We start from the raw sequence: 18,188 nt of genomic DNA, 5'->3' as shown, positions 1-18,188 counted from the left end.
TGCCCTCCATCGCGCCTGCCCCGACCCTCACCCCAACCCCTCTCTCCCTCGGGGACTTCGTTCGGTCGCCGGGGGGAGAGGGGCTTGAAGCCGCTTCTGCGGTGCGGAGGCAGGCATGACCGACCTGCTGCGCTGGGGCTTCGACCTGCTGCGGCATCTGCTGCGCACGCTGGACTGGTGGTTGCTGGGCGCGCTGCTGGCGCTGATGGCGATCGGTCTGGCGGTGTTGTACAGCGCCGGCGGCGACGCCCTGGGTGAGCGGCTGGTGCTGGCGCAGGGCGTGCGTTTCGGCGTGGGCCTAGTGGCGATGTGGGCGCTCTCGCGGGTGACGCCCGTGCGATTGCGCGCGTGGACGCCGGGTGTGTTCGCGGTGGCGCTGCTGCCGCTGGTGCTGGTGCTGTTCATCGGCACCGGCAAGCACGGCGCGCACTGGATCGACCTGAAGTTCTTCTACCTGCAGCCGTCGGAACTGCTGAAGATCGCGTTGCCGATGATGCTGGCGTGGTACCTGCACCGCGAGCCGTTGCCGCCGGGCTGGCGCACGACCATCGTCTCGGCGCTGCTGATCGGCCTGCCGACCGGGCTGATCCTGCTGCAGCCGGATTTCGGCACGGCGATGCTGGTCGCGGCGAGCGGGGTGTTCGGCCTGTACCTGGCCGGGCTGTCGTGGTGGTGGTTCATCACCGCCGGCGTGCTCGGCGGCACCGCGGTGGGGCTGGTGATGTTCGCGCCGATCTCGTGGTTCTCGTTCCTGCGCGAATACCAGCAGAACCGCATCCTGACCTTCCGCGACCCCGAGAACGATCCGCTCGGCGCGGGCTGGAACATCCTGCAGTCGAAGATCGCCATCGGGGGTGGCGGCTGGACCGGCAAGGGCTGGGGCCAGGGCTCGCAGTCGCACCTGGACTACCTGCCGGAACACACCACCGACTTCATCTTCTCGGTGCTGTCGGAGGAATTCGGCTGGGTCGGCGTGGCGGTGGCGTTGGCGCTGTATCTGTTCGTCGTCGGCCGCTGCCTGTGGATCGCGATGGACGCGCGCGACACGTATTCACGCCTGCTCGCCGGCACGCTGGGCATGGCGCTGTTCGTCTACGTCATCGTCAACGGCGGCATGGTGTCGGGCCTGCTGCCGGTGGTCGGCGTGCCGATGCCGTTGCTGAGTTACGGCGGCACGTCTGCGGTGTCGCTGCTCGCGGGCCTGGGCCTGGTGATGGCGGTGCGTGCGCATCGGCCGGTGCATGGGTATTGAGGAGTGAGGGGAGAGGAGTGAGGAGTGAGGAACAGCAAAGCCTGCTTCCACTCACTCCTCACTCCTGTCCACTCACTCCTGCCCCCACGTTCACGATTTTCCGCACCCTGCGTGCTACCCTCGCGCCGATGATGCGACACGCACTTTCCTGTCTGCTGGTACTGGGCCTGGCGTCCTGTGCCACTCCGCAACCGCCGCCGCCCGCTGCGTCGGCGACGCCTCCCGCTACTGCTCCCACCACCCCCGCCGAAACCTCGGTCGAGCGTGTGGCCGAGGTGCCGCCGGAAGCGTTGAAACCGGTCGATTTCCCCACTGCGCGTGCGCAGTTCGTGCAGGACACGGCGGCGAAGTACGGCATCGCCCCGGCCGAGATCGAAGCCACGCTCGCAAAAGCGCAGTTCCTCGACAGCGTGGTCGCGGCCATGTCGCGGCCCGCCGAACGGGTGAAGCCGTGGAGCGAATACCGCGTCGGTTTCCTCACGCAGGCGCGCATCGACGGCGGCCGCACGTTCATCGCCGAACACCGCGACGAACTGACCCGCGTCGAGCAGCAGTACGGCGTGCCCGCCGAGGTGATCGTCTCGATCATCGGCGTGGAAACCAATTATGGCGGCTTCACCGGTCGCCACAAGGTGCTGGACGCGCTGTACACGCTGGCGTTCCGTTATCCGCGCACCGGCAATCCCGAGCGTGCCGCCTACGAGCACCGCCGCGAGCAGTTCTTCCGCGACGAACTGGCGCAGCTGTTCGCGCTGGGTCGCGAGGAGAAGCTCGACATCGCCTCGCTGACCGGCAGCTACGCCGGCGCGATGGGACTGGGCCAGTTCATGCCGTCCAGCTACCGCGAGTTCGCGGTGGATGGCAACGGCGACGGACGCCGCGACCTGTTCACCACGTATCCGGACATCTTCGCCTCGATCGCCAACTACTTCCGCAAGAAGGGCGGCGAGCGCGGTGGCTGGGTGCCGGGCGGCGCGGTGGTCGCGCGCGCGCAGCTGCAGGACGGCTTCGCCGAGTTCAATCCGGAGACGTGGACGCCGGACTACACGCTGGCGCAGCTGGCCGAGAAGGGCTACCGCCCGATCGATCCGGTCGCACCCGACGCCACCGCCACGCTGGTGCAGCTGGACGGCGCCGACGGCAAGCAGTACTGGTTGGGCTTCCAGAACTACTACGCCATCACCCGCTACAACAATTCCAAGATGTACGCGATGGCGGTGCACCAGTTGTCGCAGGCCATCGCCGGCCGCGAGATCCCGCCGGCATGAAGTGGCTGGCCCTGCCGCTGATGGCGGTGGCGTTGGCCGCGTGCAGCACGGCGCCGAAGAAGTCTCCCTCTGCGTCTCCGTTGCCGGGAACCGCGCCCCGGCCCTCGCCGGCGACGCCATCGCCGGGCATCGCCGGCAAGGATTGCTCGCGCTACGCGCCCGCCCAGGAAGACCTGTCCACGCGCGGCAACTACACCGCCGGCGGGCTCTACAAGCCGGGCGTCTCCGACACCACGCCGGACCATGTGCCTGATCTGGACTGCATCCGCGAGCCGGTCGTCACCGCCGAAGCGCGTTCGCGCGTGGGCAACAAGTCGCCCTATTCGGTGCTGGGCAAGCAGTACCGCGTGCTGGACCGTGTCGACGGCTATGTAGAACAGGGCACGGCGTCGTACTACGGCAACAAGTTCCATGGCCGTCGCACCTCCAACCAGGAGGTCTACGACATGTACGCCTACAGCGCCGCGCACAAGTCGCTGCCGCTGCCGAGCTTTGCGCGGGTCACCAACCTGGACAATGGCAAGTCGGTGGTGGTGCGGGTGAACGACCGCGGGCCCTTCCACGAAGGCCGCGTGATCGACCTCAGCTACGCAGCAGCGGTTCGCCTGGGCATCACCCAGCGCGGCACCGGGCGGGTCGAAGTGCGTGCGTTGACGCCGGACGGCAATACGTTGGCCGCGGCGCCCTCGCCTTCGCCCTCGTCGTCGGCGATGGACCAGCTGGTCGGGCAGTTGCCGAAGGATGCCGCGCGTTACCACGCGTCCGCCAAGCCGGGCGATGTGCCCAGCGCGGCCGGCTTCGATGCGTGGATGAAGGCCAATGGCGTGCGTGTGGCATCCGGCAAGCCCGGCACGCCGGTAGCGTCCCCCGCTGCCGCCGTCACCAGCACCGCGTCGCCTGCCGCTGCGGTCACGGCGTCGCCCGTGCCGGCCACCACGCCGCTCCCGGCCGCCCTGCAGCTGCAGGTCGCCAGCTTCTCCAGCCGCGACAACGCCGACCGCGCACTGGCGCGCTTGACCGCCGCCGGCATTGCCGACGCGCGGCTCAGTGACGTGCCCGGTGCCGATCGCCCGCTGTGGCGCCTGCGCGTGGGCGCGGCGGACACCGCGTCGGCGGAGGCGCTGGCGGGCAGGATCGCGAGCCTGGGCTTCGGGCGCCCGCAGATCGTCCGCGAGTAGATCGGGCCGCCCGCCGGTTTTTACGTCTTTCCAACCCACGCCGCGGCGGGTCTCCCTACAATGTTCGCCTTGAACCGACAGGCCCACGGCCTCGCCAGGAGTTTTCCGCCGATGAAGTTCCGTTTCGTCCTCGCCGCGCTCGCCACCACCGCCATGGGCCTGGCCATTGCCCAGACCCCCGCGCCGACACCGGCGCCTGCCGCACCGGCCGCTGCGGCCGTCGAGATCCCGCCGCCGCCCACGCCCACCGCCACCGCCTGGGTGTTGATGGACTACATCACCGGCCAGGTATTGGCTGGCGAGAACTACAACGAGCGCGTCGAGCCGGCCAGCATCACCAAGGTCATGACCTCGTACGTGCTGGCCGCGGAGCAGAAGAACGGCAAGATCAAGCCGACCGACCAGGTGATGATGAGCGAGCGCGCCTGGCGCGAGGGCGGCGCCGGCACCGACGGCAGCTACAGCGGTTTCGCGGTCAACAAGACCGCTTCGCTGCTGGACATGGAAACCGGCATGGCCGTGCAGTCGGGCAACGACGCGGCCATCGCGCTTGCCGAGCACGCCGCCGGCAGCCAGGAAGCGTTCGCTGCGCTGATGAACAACTACGCCGCGCAGATCGGCATGAAGGGCTCGCGCTTCGCCAACGCGCATGGCCTGTCCGCCCCCGAGCATTACTCCACCGCCTACGACCTGGCTCTGCTGGGCCGTGCGCTGATCCGTGAGTACCCGGAGCAGTACGCCTTCAACAAGATCAAGGAATTCACGGTCGGCACCATCACCCAGCCGAACCGCAACCTGCTGCTGTGGCGCGACTCGAGCGTCGACGGCATCAAGACCGGCCACCACTCCGGTGCCGGCTACTGCCTGATGAGCTCGGCCAAGCGCGGCGACCAGCGTCTGATCGCGGTGGTAATGGGTTCCACCTCCGAGAAGCAGCGCGCCGACGACAGCCTGGCGCTGTTGAACTGGGGCTTCCGCTTCTACGAAACGCACCGCCTGTACGAGCCGGGCAAGGCCATCGCCACCCAGCGCGTGTGGAAAGGCCAGGCCAAGGACGTACAGCTGGGCGTGGCGCAGCCGATGCTGGTCAGCGTGCCCCGGGGACGCTACGACGACCTGAAGCCGACGATGGACGTGCCGAAGACGCTGGTGGCGCCGATCACCGCCGGCCAGGCCATCGGCACGGTGAAGGTCACGCTGGACGGCAAGGTCGTGGCGCAGTCGCCGCTGGTGGCGATCACGCCGATCGAAGAGGCCGGCTTCTTCAAGCGCCTGTGGGATGCGTTCTGGATGTGGTGGGAGTCGGAGTGATCCGGCGCGTCACCGCATGAGATAAAGGCCGGCATCTGCCGGCCTTTTTTATTTATTGCGCCTAAAGCCCTGCAGCGATCAATGCGATGGCGAGGATCGCCAGCGGGATGGCCAACAGGTTGATGCGGCTCAGCCGCTCGCGGAACAGCAGCATGCCGGCCAGCGTACCCAGCACCACGACGCCGATGTTCATCGTGGAGAACACCACGGCGGGATTGTCCGGCAGCGCGCGATGCGCCTTCACGTAGAACAGGATGTTGCCGAAGTTCAGCACACCCAGCAGCAGGCCGGCGCCGAGCGCAGGCAGCGTGAGCGCCGGACCACCGCGCAGGCTCCGCACCACCTGCATGCCCATCATCACGGCGAAGGCGGCAACGAAAGCGACCTGCAGCGACGCGGCGAACGGCGTGCCGGCCGCGGCGATCTGCTTCAGCAGCACGTCCACGCTGGCATAGCCCACCATCACCAGCAGCGGCAGCGCCCAGCCGGTCCCGCCGCCCTCCGCCTCGGCGGATGTTGCGCGCGGGCGCAGCACCAGCAGAACGATGGCGACCAGGCCCAGCGCGAGGCCGGCCAGGCGCTGCGCATCGGCCCGTTCGCCGAACCACAGGAAGGCGGCGAGCAGCGACAGCACCAGCGACATGCGCTGGGCGATGTCGGTGCGCACGATGCCGGCCGCCCGCACCGAGGCCGACAGCGCCAGGAAGATGCCCGGCAGCAGCACCGCCAGCAGCGCCAGCGCGGCCCAGGGGGCGTGCGGCGCAGCCAGCGACGCCAGCGGCGGGTCCAGCAGGGTGAAGCACAGCAGCGAGGCGGCCAGGTAGTTCCAGGCGATGACCTGGGCGGTGTCGATGCCGCGCCGCTGCATGAGCTTCAGCAGGACCGAAACAAGCACGCTGCAGACGACGCTGGAAAGCAGGTAGGGCACGGCGGACCTCGCGGGAAGGGCGGACATTATCGACGTATCGCCCGTGTGCCTCGCCCGATGGCCTTTGGGTGTCACTCTTTTCGTGTGTAGCCAGCGAAACCGCATTCTTCGCCTATCATCGCGTTCGGGCGACCCGGCAAGCGAAGGCAGGCCACGCCCGCAACGGAAGGTCCGCGGGGTGCGGGCACCATCATTCTCAAGGAGAAACACGCGTGAACAGGGGAACCTGCAAGAAGGTAACGATGACGGCCTGCCTGCTGATGGCGGCCGCTGCGACAACGCCCGCATGGGCGCAGCGCCAGAGCGCGCAGGACCAGCGCAAGCAGCAGGCCGCGGAGATCCCGACCTGCAGCAAGCCGCTGGGCTCGATCTCGGTGATCGAACCGGAAGACGGCGTGAACTGGTGGAGCGGCCAGCAGCTGCCGGCACCGTCGAAGCTGATCAAGGTGTTCGTCAACAAGTCGCGCTGCTTCACGCTGGTCGACCGTGGCGTGGGTATGGGCGCGGCGATGGCCGAGCGTGACCTGGCCGCCAGCGGCGAGCTGCGCAACCGCTCCAACATCGGCAAGGGCCAGATCCGCGCGGCCGACTACGTGCTGGTGCCCGACCTGATCTCGCAGAACAGCAACGCCGGCGGCAACGCCATCAGCGGCCTGCTCGGTGGCCTGGTCGGCGGCAACCTGGGTCGCGTGGTCGGCGGACTGGACATGAAGAGGAAGACCGCTGACGTTGTGCTGACGGTCACCGACGTGCGCTCGTCCGAGCAGGTCGCCATGGCCGAGGGTAGTGCCAAGAAGACCGACATCGGCTGGGGCGCGGGCGGCAGCCTGTTCACTGGCAGCCATTGGGGTGGCGGTGGCGCCAGCGGCTATGCCAACACCGAAATCGGCCAGGTCATCACGCTCGCCTACCTGCAGGCCTACACCAATCTGGTGAGCGAGCTGGGCGGCCTGTCCGGCAACGCGTCGGCCTCCAACGCCCAGCAGGCGGTGGAAATGACCAAGCCGGGTCGGCTGTTCGCCAATTCCAAGGGCACCGGCAAGGCCGTGCGCGACCTGGACCCGGGCATGATGCTGTACCCCACCGGCAACAAGGACGGCGTGATGTGGGAAGTCGAGGACGAACTCGGCAACAAGGGCTGGGTCTCGTCCAGCCTGGTGCAGTTGGCGCGCTGAGCGCCCGCGCTGCAGGAACGAAGGGCCGCGCGAGCGGCCCTTCGTCGTTCCGGGACCCCGCGGCTTGGCTTTCGCCGCCGCCATCCCAATAATCCGGGCATGGAAATCAAATCCGACAACCCCGAACACGGCTTCCAGTTCCCCGGCACCTTCGAGCTCAGCGCGATGGGTACCGCCGGCACCGGCCTGGAGACCGAACTGCCCCGTCTGCTGGAAGCCTCCGGCGTGCCGGTGGTGCACGAAGACATCACCTGGAAGCACTCGGCCAACGGCAAGTACGTGTCCGTGCGCATCCGCTTCCAGGCCAATGACCGGGCGCAGTACGACGCCGCCCATGAAGCGTTGCGCGAGCATCCCGAAGTGAAGTGGACGCTGTGACAGCGACCTGCGTCGTCCGCGAACTGGGGCGGCAGCCCTACGAACCGGTCTGGCGCGCCATGCAGCGCTTCACCGATGCGCGCACCGACGCCACCGGCGACGAGCTGTGGCTGGTCGAACACGATCCGGTGTTCACCCTTGGCCAGGCCGGCAAGCCCGAGCATGTGCTGGCGGCGGGCGACATCCCGGTGATCCACGTCGATCGCGGCGGGCAGGTGACCTACCACGGTCCCGGCCAGATCGTCGCGTATCCGCTGTTCGACCTGAAGCGGCTGAAGGTCGGCGTGCGCGACTACGTCTGCAGGATCGAGCAGGCGATGATCGACACGCTGGCCGAATGGAACATCGAGGCCGTGCGCAAGGACGGCGCGCCCGGCGTGTACGTGGCCGGCGCCAAGATCGGCGCGCTCGGCATCCGCGTGCGCCGCGGCTGCACCTTCCATGGCCTGGCGTTCAACATCGCGATGGACCTGGAGCCGTTCCACCGCATCAATCCCTGCGGCTACCAGGGCCTGCAGGTGGTCTCGCTGGCCGACCTCGGCGGCCCCGCGGGCATGGACCAGGTCAAGCCGGTGCTGCTGAGGCACATGGCGGAGCAGTTCGGCCTGTCGTTGCAGCACGAAGCCGCATTGCCGGATCTTTCCGAAGCCGCGTAGCGCGGGCCGGTTGTGCAGGTGTGGGAGCGACGTCAGTCGCGATGGCGTTCCCGGGGACACTGCCGCGAGGGCGCATACGAGGTTCTCGTTGGCAGACGCACATCGTGCGTGGAGGTCTCGCGCATGATGCCCGCGTCGCGACTGACGTCGCTCCCACATTGACGATGGTGGCGCGCGTGCCGCGTGGCCCATGCCACAATCGCTTGCCATGAACGATGCGACCCTGTCCCTCGATACCGCACGCGATGCCCTGATCGAACGCGGCCTGGCGCGGCTGCGCAGCGCGTCGGCTGAGGCGGATGTCCTGCTCGCCGACGCACGCAACGCCGATCGCGTGTCGTGCGTGATCGCTGCCAGCGACTTCGCCCTCGAAACGCTGCGCAGGCAACCCGACCTGCTGGTGGCCTTGCTGCAGGACGACGGTGCTGCGCCGTGGCCGGCGCCCCCGCTGACGAGCGACAACGCCACGCAGTGGCCCGAACTGCTTCGCCGCTACCGTGCCGCCGAATCGACGCGCCTGGTGTGGCGCGATGTGCATGGCCTGGACACGGTCGATGACACCTTGGCCGGTACCACGCGCCTGGCGGAGGTCTGCCTGCAGACCGCGCTGGAAGCCCTGGAGGCCGAATTCGCACAGCGGCATGGCGTGGTCCGCGCCGCCGATGGCAGCGCGCAGCGGCTGGTGGTGTTCGGCCTGGGCAAGCTGGGCGGTGGCGAACTGAATTTCTCGTCCGACATCGACCTGGTCTATGCGTATCCGCAGGGTGGCGAATCCGACGGGGCGCGATCGCTCGCGGCCGAGGATTACTTCATGCGACTGGGCCAACGGCTGGCGAAACTGCTGGATGAACCGACCGTCGACGGCTTCTGCCATCGTGTCGACCTGCGCCTGCGCCCGTTCGGCAATGCTGGCCGCGTGGCGCTGTCGTTCGCCGGCATGGACCAGTACTTCCAGCGCGAGGGTCGCGACTGGGAACGCTATGCGTGGTTGAAGGCGCGCGCGGTGGCGGGCGACATAGAGGCCGGCGAAGGCTGGCTGGAATCGCTGCGGCCGTTCGTCTATCGCCGCTACCTGGACTACACCGCACTCGACGGCCTGCGCGAGATGAAGGCGGCCATTGCCGCCGAAGTCGCGCGGCGCGAACTGGCCGACGACATCAAGCGCGGACCGGGCGGCATCCGCGAGATCGAATTCCTGGTGCAGGCGCTGCAGCTGATCCGCGGCGGACGCGAGGCGGCCTTGCGCGAGCGCCGCCTGCGCGTGGCGCTGCCGGCACTGGTCGCTGCCCGGCAGATGTCGGCGGAGGAAGGCGATGCGCTGGCCGCTGCCTATCGCTTCCTGCGCCGGCTGGAGAATCGCCTGCAGATGCTGCGCGATGCGCAGACGCATGCGTTGCCGGAGGATCCGCTGGACCGCCATCGCATCGCCCTGGGTCTCGACTATCCGGACTGGGACGCCCTGCGCGCCGCGCTGGAGGTGCAGCGTGCGCGGGTGTCGGCCGAGTTCGCCGAACTGCTGGCACCGCGCCAGCGCGATGCCGTACCCGGCGCGCTGGCGCTGTACTGGCGTGCGCTGCCGGAGGGTGGCGAGGTGGAGACGCTGGCCGCGTCGGGTTTCCAGGAGGCGGGCGGCGCCGACGGCGCGCTGCGCGAGTTCGCGCAGTTCAGCGGCGTGCGTGCGCTGTCGGATGCGTCGCGCGCGCGGCTGGACCGCGTAGTGCCGGCGCTGCTGGAGGCCTGCGCACGTTCGTCGCAGCCGGACGCCGCACTGCGTCGCGTGCTCTCGCTGCTGCAGGCCATCCTTCGCCGCGCCAGCTATCTCGCGCTGCTGGACGAACAGCCCAGCGCGCTGGGCCGGCTGGTCGACGTGCTGGCGCGCAGCGCGCTGCTGTCCGAGCGGCTGGCGCACTACCCGTTGCTGCTGGATGAACTGCTCGACACGCGCGTATCGGGACCCATGCCGGATCGTCCCGAGTTGCGCGGCGAGTGCGAGGCCGCGCTGGTCGAGGACGATCCGGAGACCTGCCTGCGCGTGTTGAACGAGCGCCGGCTTGCGCTGAGCTTCCGCGTGGCGCTGGCCGCGCTCGATGGCCGCCAGTCGGCGCGCGACAGCGTCCGCCAGCTGGCATGGCTGGCCGACGAGGTGGTCCGGATCGTCCTGCAGGTCGCCACGCGCGATGTCGCCGCTTCGCATGGCGTCGTCGCCGCGGGACGGTTCGCGGTGATCGGCTACGGCAGCCTGGGGGGCGAAGAGCTGGGCTTCGGTTCGGACCTCGACTTGGTCTTCCTGTTCGATGCGCCTGCCGGCGCCGAGTCCGACGGCGGGCGGCCGCTGGAGGCCGGTCGCTGGTATGCGCGGCTGGCGCAGAAGATCGTCGCGCTGCTGGGCGCGGTGACCGCGGCCGGGCGGCTCTACGACGTGGACGTGCGGCTGCGCCCGGATGGCGCAAAAGGCCTGCTGGTGTCGTCGCTGGCCAGCTTCGGCGAATACCAGCGCGAACGCGCATGGACGTGGGAACACCAGGCGCTGGTACGCGCGCGCGGCGTCGCCGGCGACGACACCCTGTTGCAGGCGTTCGAGGACATCCGCAGGGCCACGCTGGCGCGGCCGCGCGAGGCGGGCGCGCTGCGCGACGACGTCAACAAGATGCGCACGCGTATGCGTACCGAGTTGGACCGCAGCGACATCGCGCGCTTCGACCTGAAGCAGGGTGCGGGCGGACTGGTCGACCTGGAGTTCCTGCTGCAGTACCTGGTGCTGCGCGACGCGGCGGCGCAACCCGCCCTGCTGTCGCCGCGCGCGACGCCCGGCCTGATCGCCGCGCTGGCGACCGAAGGCGCGTTGTCGGCGGAGCAGGCGAGTGCGCTGGAGGCCGTGCACGCGACCTTCGTCGCCGAAGGACTGGCCTGCACGCTGGACCGGCGCCCGCGGCTGGTGGTCGAGAGCGCGGCGCTGGCCACGGCGCGCGCCGTGGTGATGCGCACGACCGCCGCGCACGGACTGGCTTTCGAGGCCGTGTAGGCGCGGGCCATGCCTGCCGCCATTCGATCCTGCATCCGGAGCAACAGCATCGCGGGCATGAGGCCCGCTCCTACACGGGCGCGAGCCCCAGGCGCGATCGCACGTCCGCCGCGATGCGGGCGGTCTCGCGCAACGGTTCGCCATCTAAGGGCGGTGGTCCAGCGGCGAGATCGACGATGCGGCCGCGCTGACGCAAGGCGTCGAGGAAGCGGCGCGGGCGTCCGCTGACGCGATCCGGCTCGAACACCTGCACCGGCGCGCGCGTGCCACAGGCTTCCGACACCATGTTCACCGATTCGGGCGTGCACACGATGCGGTCGGCCCAGGCGAGCAGGCCGGCATACGGATTCACTCCATCGGCAGGGCCGCACCAGAGCACCGTGCTGGCGCGCTCCGACCATCGCGTGCGAAGCGCATCGACCACCTCGCGTGGCGTGCGGCGCGAGGTGGTGACCAGCAGGCTGCCCGCGGTCGACGCATCATCGAGAAGCACCGCCAGTCGGCCGAACGCGGCCGCGTCGAAACGGTAATGCGCGCTGTCGCCGCCGAGCAGCACCGCGGTGCGCGGCGAGGGCAGGGGTGCGAACGCGGGGAACGCGGCGCGCGCATCGGCCAGCCACGCGTCGTCGACCGGATTCAGGCTGCCGAGCAGCGTCAGCACGTTCGCACCCCGCAAGCCATCGTGTTCCGGTGCGATGACGAGGTCCCAGTGCGCCGGATCAAGGCGCGGGTCGAGGATCTGGATCGTCCGGCTGCCGCGCGTGCGCAACAGGCGTGTCGCCAGCGCGGCCTGGCGGCCGCAGCCGATCGCGACGGCGGGGGGCTGCATCTGCAGGGCATGAAATGTCGTACCGAAGGCGTGCGTCGCACCGGGTAGCATGCGCGGCGCGCTCCAGCGCCACGGTGCGCGTGGTGCCAGCACCATCGCCCGCGCCGCCACGCCGAGTGCACGCGCCAGCGACTGGGCCTGGCGTACGTTGCCGGCGTGGCCGTCGGTCAGTGTGCAGAGGTCGAGGGAATCGGCGGGGACGGGGCTGGTTTGTTCCACTGGTTAAAACAATCCGTTCCGGGTCGATTGGATGTTGCCATAGTCAGGACACTCTACACTGCCCCTCCGCGCCGCTGGCCACGCCGCTGCGGCTGTTCCCACCTTGCGACAGGTACCTCATGTCCCACGCTCTCGACGCCGCCTCGCTCGACCAGCTGTTCCGCACCGCCCGCACCTACAACGCCTTCACCGGCGAGGTCAGCGACGACACCCTGCGCCAGCTGTACGACCTGGTGAAGTTCGGTCCCACCCAGGCCAACACCACGCCGGCGCGGTTCGTGTTCGTGAAGTCGGCCGAGGCCAAGGCCAAGCTGGGTCCGGCGCTGTCCGAGGGCAACTACGAGAAGACGATGGCCGCGCCGGTCACCGTCATCATCGGCCGCGACGAGGACTTCCACGAGAAGCTGCCGTTCCTGTTCCCGCACACCGACGCCAAGGCCTGGTTCGACGGCCCGCGCGAGAACCGCAGCAAGCCGTCGTTGCGCAACATGAGCCTGCAGGCGGCGTACCTGATCATCGCCGCGCGCGCGCTGGGTCTGGATGCCGGCCCGATGACCGGCTTCGACGCCGACAAGGTCGACGAAGCCTTCTTCGCGGGCACCGCCATCAAGTCCGACATCCTGGTCAATCTGGGCTACGGCGATCCGGCCAGCATTTTCCCCCGTTCCCCGCGCCTGGGCTTCGACGAAGCCGCACGCATCCTCTGACACCCCACCACCCGGAGTTATCCCATGCGCAAGACCCTGCTCATCGCCGCCCTGTTCGCCTTCGCCGGTTCCGCGTTCGCCGCCCCGGTCACCTACAAGATCGATCCCGGCCACACCAACGTGCTGGCTAGCTGGAACCATTTCGGCTTCTCCAACCCCAGCGCCAACTTCGGCCAGGCCGATGGCACGCTGGTGTACGACGCCGAGAACGTGTCCGCCTCCAGCGTGCAGGTCACCCTGCCGCTGACCGGCCTGAGCGCGCTGGCCGACCAGTTCTACGACCACCTGACCAGCGACAAGTGGTTCGACGCCGCCAAGTACCCGGCCGCCACCTTCAAGAGCACGAAGGTGGAAGCCGCCGGCGAAGGCAAGCTGAAGGTCACCGGCGACCTGACCATCAAGGGCATCACCAAGCCGGTGGTGCTGGACGTGACCCTCAACAAGGCCGGCGAGCATCCGATGAAGAAGGTGCCGGCGATCGGTTTCGACGCCAGCGCGACCGTGAAGCGCAGCGACTTCGGCGTGGGCGCGTACGCGCCGATGGTCAGCGACGAGGTCACCCTGAAGATCACGACCGAAGCCACTGCCGACGCCAAGAAGTAATGCCCCTGCGGTCCGGCGCGCCTTCGCGCCGGACATCGACTGAGGACGCGCCGCCCCGTTCACACCGGGCGGCGTTTTTCGTTGTCCTGGCCGATTGCGTGGGCGCCCGCGGCGTCGGCTGGTAGACTGCCCGCCTTGTTCCAGACCGACCGCATCGCCATGAGCCAGACCGCCACCGCGCCCGCCAACGCCGAGAAACGCTACACCGTGTCGCGCGCGGACCTGCCGCTGAGCTGCCCGCTGCCGTCGATGGCGTTGTGGAATTCGCACCCGCGCGTCTACCTGCCCATCGAGGACGCACCCGACGGCGACGTGCAGTGCCCGTACTGCGGCGCGCACTTCGTCCTGGCCGACTGACCGGCTGATGCGGGCCCCGCGCGCGGCCCATCGCCCATGCGTCGCCTGACCGTCGTCCAGCTGCTGCCGGCGCTGGAATCCGGCGGCGTCGAACGTTCCACCTTGGAGATCGCGGACGCGCTGGTGCGTGCCGGTCATCGCGCCGTGGTCGTGTCCGCAGGTGGCCGGCTGGAACCGGCGCTGCGCGCGACCGGTGCCGAGCACGTCACTCTGGACATCGGGCGGAAGTCGCTGCTGACGCTGCGCCACGTCGGCGCATTGCGAAGCTTGTTCGCCGAGGTCGGCGCCGACCTCGTGCATGCGCGTTCGCGGCTGCCGGCCTGGCTCGGCCTGTGGGCGCTGCGTGGCCTGCCGGCCGCAGCGCGCCCCCGCTTCGTCACCACCATGCACGGGCTCAATTCGCCCAGCCGCTACAGCGCGGTGATGACGCGCGGCGAGCGCGTGATCTGCGTGTCGGACACGGTGCGTGCGTATCTGCTGCGGCACTACCCGCAGACCGATCCTTCGAGGCTGGCGGTGATTCCACGCGGCATCGATCCGGCCCAGTTCCCGCGTACCGCGCATCCCGATCGCGAGGCGCGTGCGTGGGCGGCAGCGCAGCATCCCGCACTGGCCGGTGACGGCCCGCTGTTGCTGCTCCCTGGTCGCGGCACTCGCTTGAAAGGCCATCACGATGCCATCGTGTTGCTTGGCCGCCTGTGCCGGGCGGGGATTGATGCGCGCCTCTGGATGCCGGGCGCACGCGAAGCCGGACGCGAGCAGTACATTCTCGATCTTGAAGCGGACGCTGTGCGTGCCGGGTGTGCGGAGGCGCTCGCCATCACGCCACCCACCGCGGCGATCGCACGTGCCTACGCCGCCAGCGACCTGGTGCTGCAGGTGTCGCACAAGCCGGAAGCTTTCGGTCGCACAGTGATCGAGGCCTTGTCGGTCGGTCGTCCGGTCGCCGGTTGGGCGCAGGGCGGTGTCGGCGAACTGCTGGCCGAGATGCAGCCGTGCGGCGCGGTAGCACCGTTCGATGAGGACCGTCTGTTCGCTACCGCGAAGGCGATGCTTGCCCATCCGCCGCCGCCATTGGCTACGATGGACGCCTACACCCTGCGTGCGATGCAGGACGCTACGCTCGCCCTTTACCACGATCTCGCCGATGACCGCCGATTCGCCCACGATCCCTGACACGTCCGCCCGCCGCGCGCCGCACGGCTGGCGCTGGGCGCCGGCGTGGGTGCTGACGTTCGTCGCCCTGTGGCCCGCACCGGGCTACGCCGAGGCAGTGATGGTGCTGGGCGCACTGGCGGCGATCGTGCGCCTGCTGATGGACCGCTTCCGCGACGGTGCCCGCTTGCTGAGCAGTGGCGCCTGGGCGCTGACCAGCGCGCTGTTCGCGGCCTACTGGTTGCCGCAGGCGATCTCGGCCGTGGATGCGGTCGATACGACGCGCGCGTTGCGCGAGGCGGCCGTCGACCTGCGCTATCTGCCGTTCCTGTGGCTGGTGGCGGCATCGGTAGCGAACGCGCCGGCACGACGCACCACCTTCAACGGCCTGGCCATCATCGTGGCGATCTGGACGCTGGACGCGCTGGCGCAGGTGGTCTTCGGCACCAGTCCGCTGTTCTGGGGGCTGGACCAGCTCAAGCAGGCGATCAGCGGGCGGCCGATGTGCACGGCGGAACAGATGGCCGGCATCGATCGGCTCAGCGGCTTCCTCGGTCCCTGCAATCGCAAGTTGGGCGTGGTGATGGCGAGCCTGTCGCCGTTCCTGCTGTTCGTTGCCGCCCGGCGCATGCAGGTGGCAGGCTGGTTGCTGGCGTCCGCCGCGATCGGCGTGGTGGTGCTGCTGGCTGGCGCACGCGCAGCGTGGATCACCTACGCACTGGTTCTGGTGTTCTCCGGCTGGAAGCTGCTCGGCTGGAAAAGGCTGGCGGGGGTGTTCGCTTTCGGGGCCTTGTTGCTGGCGGTGCTGACGGTCGCATCGCCGCAGGTGCGCGAGCGCATGCGGCTCACCACGCATGCGTTGACCGCCAACGAGGCGGGCGTGGACACCGCATTGTCGGGTCGGGGACAGATCTGGTCTGCGGCCGGCTGCATGATCATGCGCCATCCGGTCAACGGTGTCGGCGCACGCGGTTTCCGGGAAGCCTTCCCGGCCTGCGATGCGAGTGCCGACGGGCGACCCGCGTGGGGCGAGGGACCGGCCTTCCACGCGCACCAGATCATCCTCGAAATCCTCAGCGAAACCGGCGTCATCGGCCTGCTGCTGTGGCTGGCCGGCGCGGCGCTGGCGTGGCGCGCGTGGCGCTATGCCACGCCGCAGGCGAAGGACCGCGCGCGGCCGGCGATGCTGGCGCTGGCGGTCACGGTGTTTCCGTTGAACACGCACCTGGCCTTCTATTCCACGTTCTGGGGCGGGCTCACCCTGATGCTGGCGGCGCTGTACGCGGGCAGCCTGCTGGCACGCGATGGCGAGTGAGCGCGCGTCGGGCGTGCGTTGCGGGTTCGTAGCGCCCGCCCACCTGCTGGCGTCCGGCATCGCGCGCCTGCCGCAGGCCTGGGTGCTTGCGCTCGGACGCATCGCCACTGCCGTGCTGTGGCCGCTGTTGGGCAAGCGTCGGCGGCATGCGGCGACCAATCTGGCGCTGTGCTTTCCCGAACTGGACGAACGCGCACGCGCGCGCCTGGTGCGCGGCACCGTGTGCGCCACCGTGACCGGCGTGTTCGAACTCCTCCGCGGCTGGTACGCGCCTGCACGCGCGCTGCATGGACTGGCCGACGTGCAGGGACTGGAACACGTACGCGCCGCGCAGGCACAGGGACGCGGCATCCTGCTGTTCGGCGGCCACATCCCGCATTCGGAACTGTGCGCGCGCCTGCTGGGTGACGCCTTGGGCGAGCGCGTGACCATCGTCGCGCGTCGCAACAACAACCCCTGCATCGAGCGCCTGATGGACGAGGCGCGGCGCCGCGTGTTCGCCGACGTCATCGGCAAGAAGGACGTGCGTGGCCTGCTGCGCGTGCTGTCGCGCGGCGGCATCGTGGCGTACTCGGCCGACCAGGACTTCAACTACCAGCATGCCTTCGTGCCGTTTTTCGGCGTGCCGGCCGCCACGCTGACGGCCACGCCGGATCTCGCGCGCCGGGGCAATGCGGTGGTGTTGCCGTTCTGGTTCCATCGCGATGAGGACGGCCGCTATCAGCTGCGGGTCGAACCGACCTGGAGTGGATGGCCGAACGGCGATCCGGCACAGGATGCCGCACGTTACATGGCGGAGCTGGAAGCCGTCGTCCGCCGCCATCCCGAGCAGTACCTGTGGGTGCACCGCCGGTTCAAGACGCGGCCGCCCGGCGAGCCGGATCTCTACCGGTAGAGTTCGCCGCGCCCGTCGGGCTGGCGCTTGAAGCGCCGGTGGATCCACAGGTATTGCGTGGGCGCGTCGCGCACCATGGTCTCGATCGCGGCGATCACCCGCGCGGTGTCGGCGGTCGCATCGGAGGAGGGGAAGTCCTCGAACGCGGGCGACAACCGCAGCGTATAGCCGCCGTCGTCGCGCCGTACATGCGAGAACGCCATCACCGCCGCGCCGGAGAGCCGCGCCAGTTGGTGCGTCGAGGTCAGGCTGTAGGCGGGGTGGCCGAAGAACGGCACGAACACGCTGTCGCCACGGCGCGTGTCCTGGTCGGGCGCGAACCAAAGCAAGCCGCCCTGCTTGAGGTGCTTCAGGGCGGGGCGCAGTTCTTCGCGGGTGAACATCGCAGTGGCGTAGCGCAGCCGGCCGCGCTTGACCGCCCACTCCATCGCGCCCTGGTTGTGCGGACGGTACATGCCGGCCAGCGGTGCGTAGTCGCACATCAGGCGTGCCGAGATTTCCAGCGTGGTGAAGTGGCCCGACACCACGATCACGCCACGGCCACCCGCACGGGCGGCCGCCAGGTGTTCGAGCCCTTCCACCTGCAGGCCTTTCCGCATGGGTTCGACACTGCCCCACCAGGCGCGCGCGAACTCGAACAGGCCGATGCCCAGCTCGCCGAAACTGGCGCGTGCCAGCGCCTCCTGGCGCGACGCCTCCAGTTCCGGGAAACACAGCGCGATGTTGCGACGGGCCACGTGCCGGCGGTCGCGCAGAAGGCGGTACAGCAGCGCGCCCACGCCACGTCCGATCGGGCGCTGCAGGCGCCACGGCACGCGGGCGACCAGCCATGCCAGGCCAATGCCTAGCCATGACGGCCACTGCCGCAGGCCCATGGGCGGACGTTCGCCCGCGTCGGAGGATCGCTTCTCGGAGTCGGCCATGGCCCATTGTAACGGCG

General features: G+C 69.4%; 17 protein-coding genes. 14 read left to right on the top strand and 3 right to left on the bottom strand.

Annotation, left to right across the window (positions count from 1 at the left end):
• The first annotated feature begins 115 nt into the window (after window positions 1-115).
• From rodA to ASD77_RS03440, 4 genes are all read left to right on the top strand, one after another.
• On the top strand, window positions 116-1,252 hold the full coding sequence (gene rodA / locus ASD77_RS03455) for a rod shape-determining protein RodA (protein ID WP_055937341.1): 1,137 nt from the start codon (window positions 116-118) through the stop codon (window positions 1,250-1,252).
• A 128-nt stretch (window positions 1,253-1,380) separates the two neighbouring features.
• Entirely contained in the window at window positions 1,381-2,520 is a 1,140-nt protein-coding gene (gene mltB, locus ASD77_RS03450; RefSeq protein ID WP_055937339.1) for a lytic murein transglycosylase B, read from the top strand.
• Window positions 2,517-3,698, top strand: coding sequence for a septal ring lytic transglycosylase RlpA family protein (locus ASD77_RS03445; RefSeq protein ID WP_055937336.1), 1,182 nt, complete (start codon window positions 2,517-2,519; stop codon window positions 3,696-3,698). Before mltB ends, ASD77_RS03445 begins: the two co-directional genes overlap by 4 nt.
• Window positions 3,699-3,809: 111 nt before the next feature.
• Window positions 3,810-5,009, top strand: coding sequence for a D-alanyl-D-alanine carboxypeptidase family protein (locus ASD77_RS03440; protein ID WP_055937333.1), 1,200 nt, complete (start codon window positions 3,810-3,812; stop codon window positions 5,007-5,009).
• Between the two features lie 61 nt (window positions 5,010-5,070).
• Here the strand turns inward: ASD77_RS03440 and ASD77_RS03435 are convergent, their stop codons facing one another.
• Entirely contained in the window at window positions 5,071-5,937 is an 867-nt protein-coding gene (locus ASD77_RS03435; protein WP_055937330.1) for an EamA family transporter, read from the bottom strand.
• A 242-nt stretch (window positions 5,938-6,179) separates the two neighbouring features.
• Here ASD77_RS03435 and ASD77_RS03430 point away from each other — a divergent pair, with 242 nt between their 5' ends.
• The 4 genes from ASD77_RS03430 to glnE all read left to right on the top strand — a co-directional run bounded on the left by ASD77_RS03430 (window position 6,180) and on the right by glnE (window position 11,168).
• Window positions 6,180-7,112 (top strand): CsgG/HfaB family protein, encoded by a 933-nt coding sequence (locus ASD77_RS03430; protein WP_055937327.1) that lies wholly within the window; start codon window positions 6,180-6,182, stop codon window positions 7,110-7,112.
• A 99-nt stretch (window positions 7,113-7,211) separates the two neighbouring features.
• Entirely contained in the window at window positions 7,212-7,490 is a 279-nt protein-coding gene (locus ASD77_RS03425) for a DUF493 family protein (RefSeq protein WP_055937324.1), read from the top strand.
• Window positions 7,478-8,146 (top strand): lipoyl(octanoyl) transferase LipB, encoded by a 669-nt coding sequence (gene lipB, locus ASD77_RS03420; protein ID WP_055937322.1) that lies wholly within the window; start codon window positions 7,478-7,480, stop codon window positions 8,144-8,146. The genes ASD77_RS03425 and lipB overlap by 13 nt, the downstream gene beginning before the upstream one ends.
• A 208-nt stretch (window positions 8,147-8,354) precedes the next feature.
• Complete coding sequence (glnE, locus tag ASD77_RS03415; RefSeq protein WP_082563100.1) at window positions 8,355-11,168, top strand: bifunctional [glutamate--ammonia ligase]-adenylyl-L-tyrosine phosphorylase/[glutamate--ammonia-ligase] adenylyltransferase; 2,814 nt, start codon at window positions 8,355-8,357, stop codon at window positions 11,166-11,168.
• 70 nt (window positions 11,169-11,238) lie between these two features.
• Here the strand turns inward: glnE and ASD77_RS03410 are convergent, their stop codons facing one another.
• Complete coding sequence (locus tag ASD77_RS03410) at window positions 11,239-12,216, bottom strand: mitochondrial fission ELM1 family protein (RefSeq protein WP_055937319.1); 978 nt, start codon at window positions 12,214-12,216, stop codon at window positions 11,239-11,241.
• Between the two features lie 119 nt (window positions 12,217-12,335).
• On the opposite strand from ASD77_RS03410, the gene ASD77_RS03405 reads away from it, so the two are divergent.
• The 6 genes from ASD77_RS03405 (at window position 12,336) to ASD77_RS03380 (ending at window position 17,248) form a co-directional block, all read left to right on the top strand.
• Window positions 12,336-12,923 carry a malonic semialdehyde reductase gene (locus ASD77_RS03405; RefSeq protein ID WP_055937316.1) on the top strand — a complete coding sequence of 196 codons (588 nt, stop codon included), beginning with the start codon at window positions 12,336-12,338 and terminating at the stop codon, window positions 12,921-12,923.
• A 24-nt stretch (window positions 12,924-12,947) separates the two neighbouring features.
• Window positions 12,948-13,526 (top strand): YceI family protein, encoded by a 579-nt coding sequence (locus tag ASD77_RS03400; protein ID WP_055937313.1) that lies wholly within the window; start codon window positions 12,948-12,950, stop codon window positions 13,524-13,526.
• A 159-nt stretch (window positions 13,527-13,685) separates the two neighbouring features.
• A complete protein-coding gene (locus ASD77_RS03395; protein ID WP_055940979.1) occupies window positions 13,686-13,883 on the top strand; it encodes a zinc-finger domain-containing protein in 198 nt (65 codons plus the stop codon).
• A 36-nt stretch (window positions 13,884-13,919) separates the two neighbouring features.
• A complete protein-coding gene (locus tag ASD77_RS03390; protein WP_055937310.1) occupies window positions 13,920-15,059 on the top strand; it encodes a glycosyltransferase in 1,140 nt (379 codons plus the stop codon).
• Entirely contained in the window at window positions 15,031-16,353 is a 1,323-nt protein-coding gene (locus ASD77_RS03385; protein ID WP_055937307.1) for an O-antigen ligase, read from the top strand. Before ASD77_RS03390 ends, ASD77_RS03385 begins: the two co-directional genes overlap by 29 nt.
• Window positions 16,343-17,248, top strand: a complete 906-nt coding sequence (locus ASD77_RS03380) for a hypothetical protein (RefSeq protein ID WP_082563099.1) — start codon at window positions 16,343-16,345, stop codon at window positions 17,246-17,248. The genes ASD77_RS03385 and ASD77_RS03380 overlap by 11 nt, the downstream gene beginning before the upstream one ends.
• On the opposite strand, the gene lpxL is transcribed toward ASD77_RS03380, so the two are convergent.
• Window positions 17,239-18,171: an LpxL/LpxP family Kdo(2)-lipid IV(A) lauroyl/palmitoleoyl acyltransferase gene (lpxL, locus tag ASD77_RS03375; protein WP_055937301.1), complete on the bottom strand. Its 933-nt coding sequence runs from the start codon at window positions 18,169-18,171 to the stop codon at window positions 17,239-17,241. The two genes, ASD77_RS03380 and lpxL, sit on opposite strands and share 10 nt — an antisense overlap.
• Window positions 18,172-18,188 lie beyond the last annotated feature (17 nt).

Origin of the sequence: Pseudoxanthomonas sp. Root65, from assembly GCF_001427635.1 — a bacterium.
In the GTDB taxonomy this organism is placed as follows: domain Bacteria; phylum Pseudomonadota; class Gammaproteobacteria; order Xanthomonadales; family Xanthomonadaceae; genus Pseudoxanthomonas_A.
Note: the sequence above shows the minus strand (reverse complement) of the source record. Positions and strands in the feature narration are given on the sequence as shown.

Coding starts and splice junctions, on each gene's coding strand:
- rodA (WP_055937341.1), top strand. CDS start 116: ATGACCGACCTGCTGCGCTGGGGCTTCGACCTGCTGCGGCATCTGCTG.
- ASD77_RS03405 (WP_055937316.1), top strand. CDS start 12,336: ATGTCCCACGCTCTCGACGCCGCCTCGCTCGACCAGCTGTTCCGCACC.
- ASD77_RS03425 (WP_055937324.1), top strand. CDS start 7,212: ATGGAAATCAAATCCGACAACCCCGAACACGGCTTCCAGTTCCCCGGC.
- lpxL (WP_055937301.1), bottom strand. CDS start 18,171: ATGGCCGACTCCGAGAAGCGATCCTCCGACGCGGGCGAACGTCCGCCC.
- ASD77_RS03380 (WP_082563099.1), top strand. CDS start 16,343: ATGGCGAGTGAGCGCGCGTCGGGCGTGCGTTGCGGGTTCGTAGCGCCC.
- mltB (WP_055937339.1), top strand. CDS start 1,381: ATGATGCGACACGCACTTTCCTGTCTGCTGGTACTGGGCCTGGCGTCC.
- ASD77_RS03385 (WP_055937307.1), top strand. CDS start 15,031: ATGACCGCCGATTCGCCCACGATCCCTGACACGTCCGCCCGCCGCGCG.
- ASD77_RS03430 (WP_055937327.1), top strand. CDS start 6,180: ATGACGGCCTGCCTGCTGATGGCGGCCGCTGCGACAACGCCCGCATGG.
- glnE (WP_082563100.1), top strand. CDS start 8,355: ATGAACGATGCGACCCTGTCCCTCGATACCGCACGCGATGCCCTGATC.
- ASD77_RS03400 (WP_055937313.1), top strand. CDS start 12,948: ATGCGCAAGACCCTGCTCATCGCCGCCCTGTTCGCCTTCGCCGGTTCC.
- ASD77_RS03445 (WP_055937336.1), top strand. CDS start 2,517: ATGAAGTGGCTGGCCCTGCCGCTGATGGCGGTGGCGTTGGCCGCGTGC.
- ASD77_RS03390 (WP_055937310.1), top strand. CDS start 13,920: ATGCGTCGCCTGACCGTCGTCCAGCTGCTGCCGGCGCTGGAATCCGGC.
- ASD77_RS03440 (WP_055937333.1), top strand. CDS start 3,810: ATGAAGTTCCGTTTCGTCCTCGCCGCGCTCGCCACCACCGCCATGGGC.
- ASD77_RS03395 (WP_055940979.1), top strand. CDS start 13,686: ATGAGCCAGACCGCCACCGCGCCCGCCAACGCCGAGAAACGCTACACC.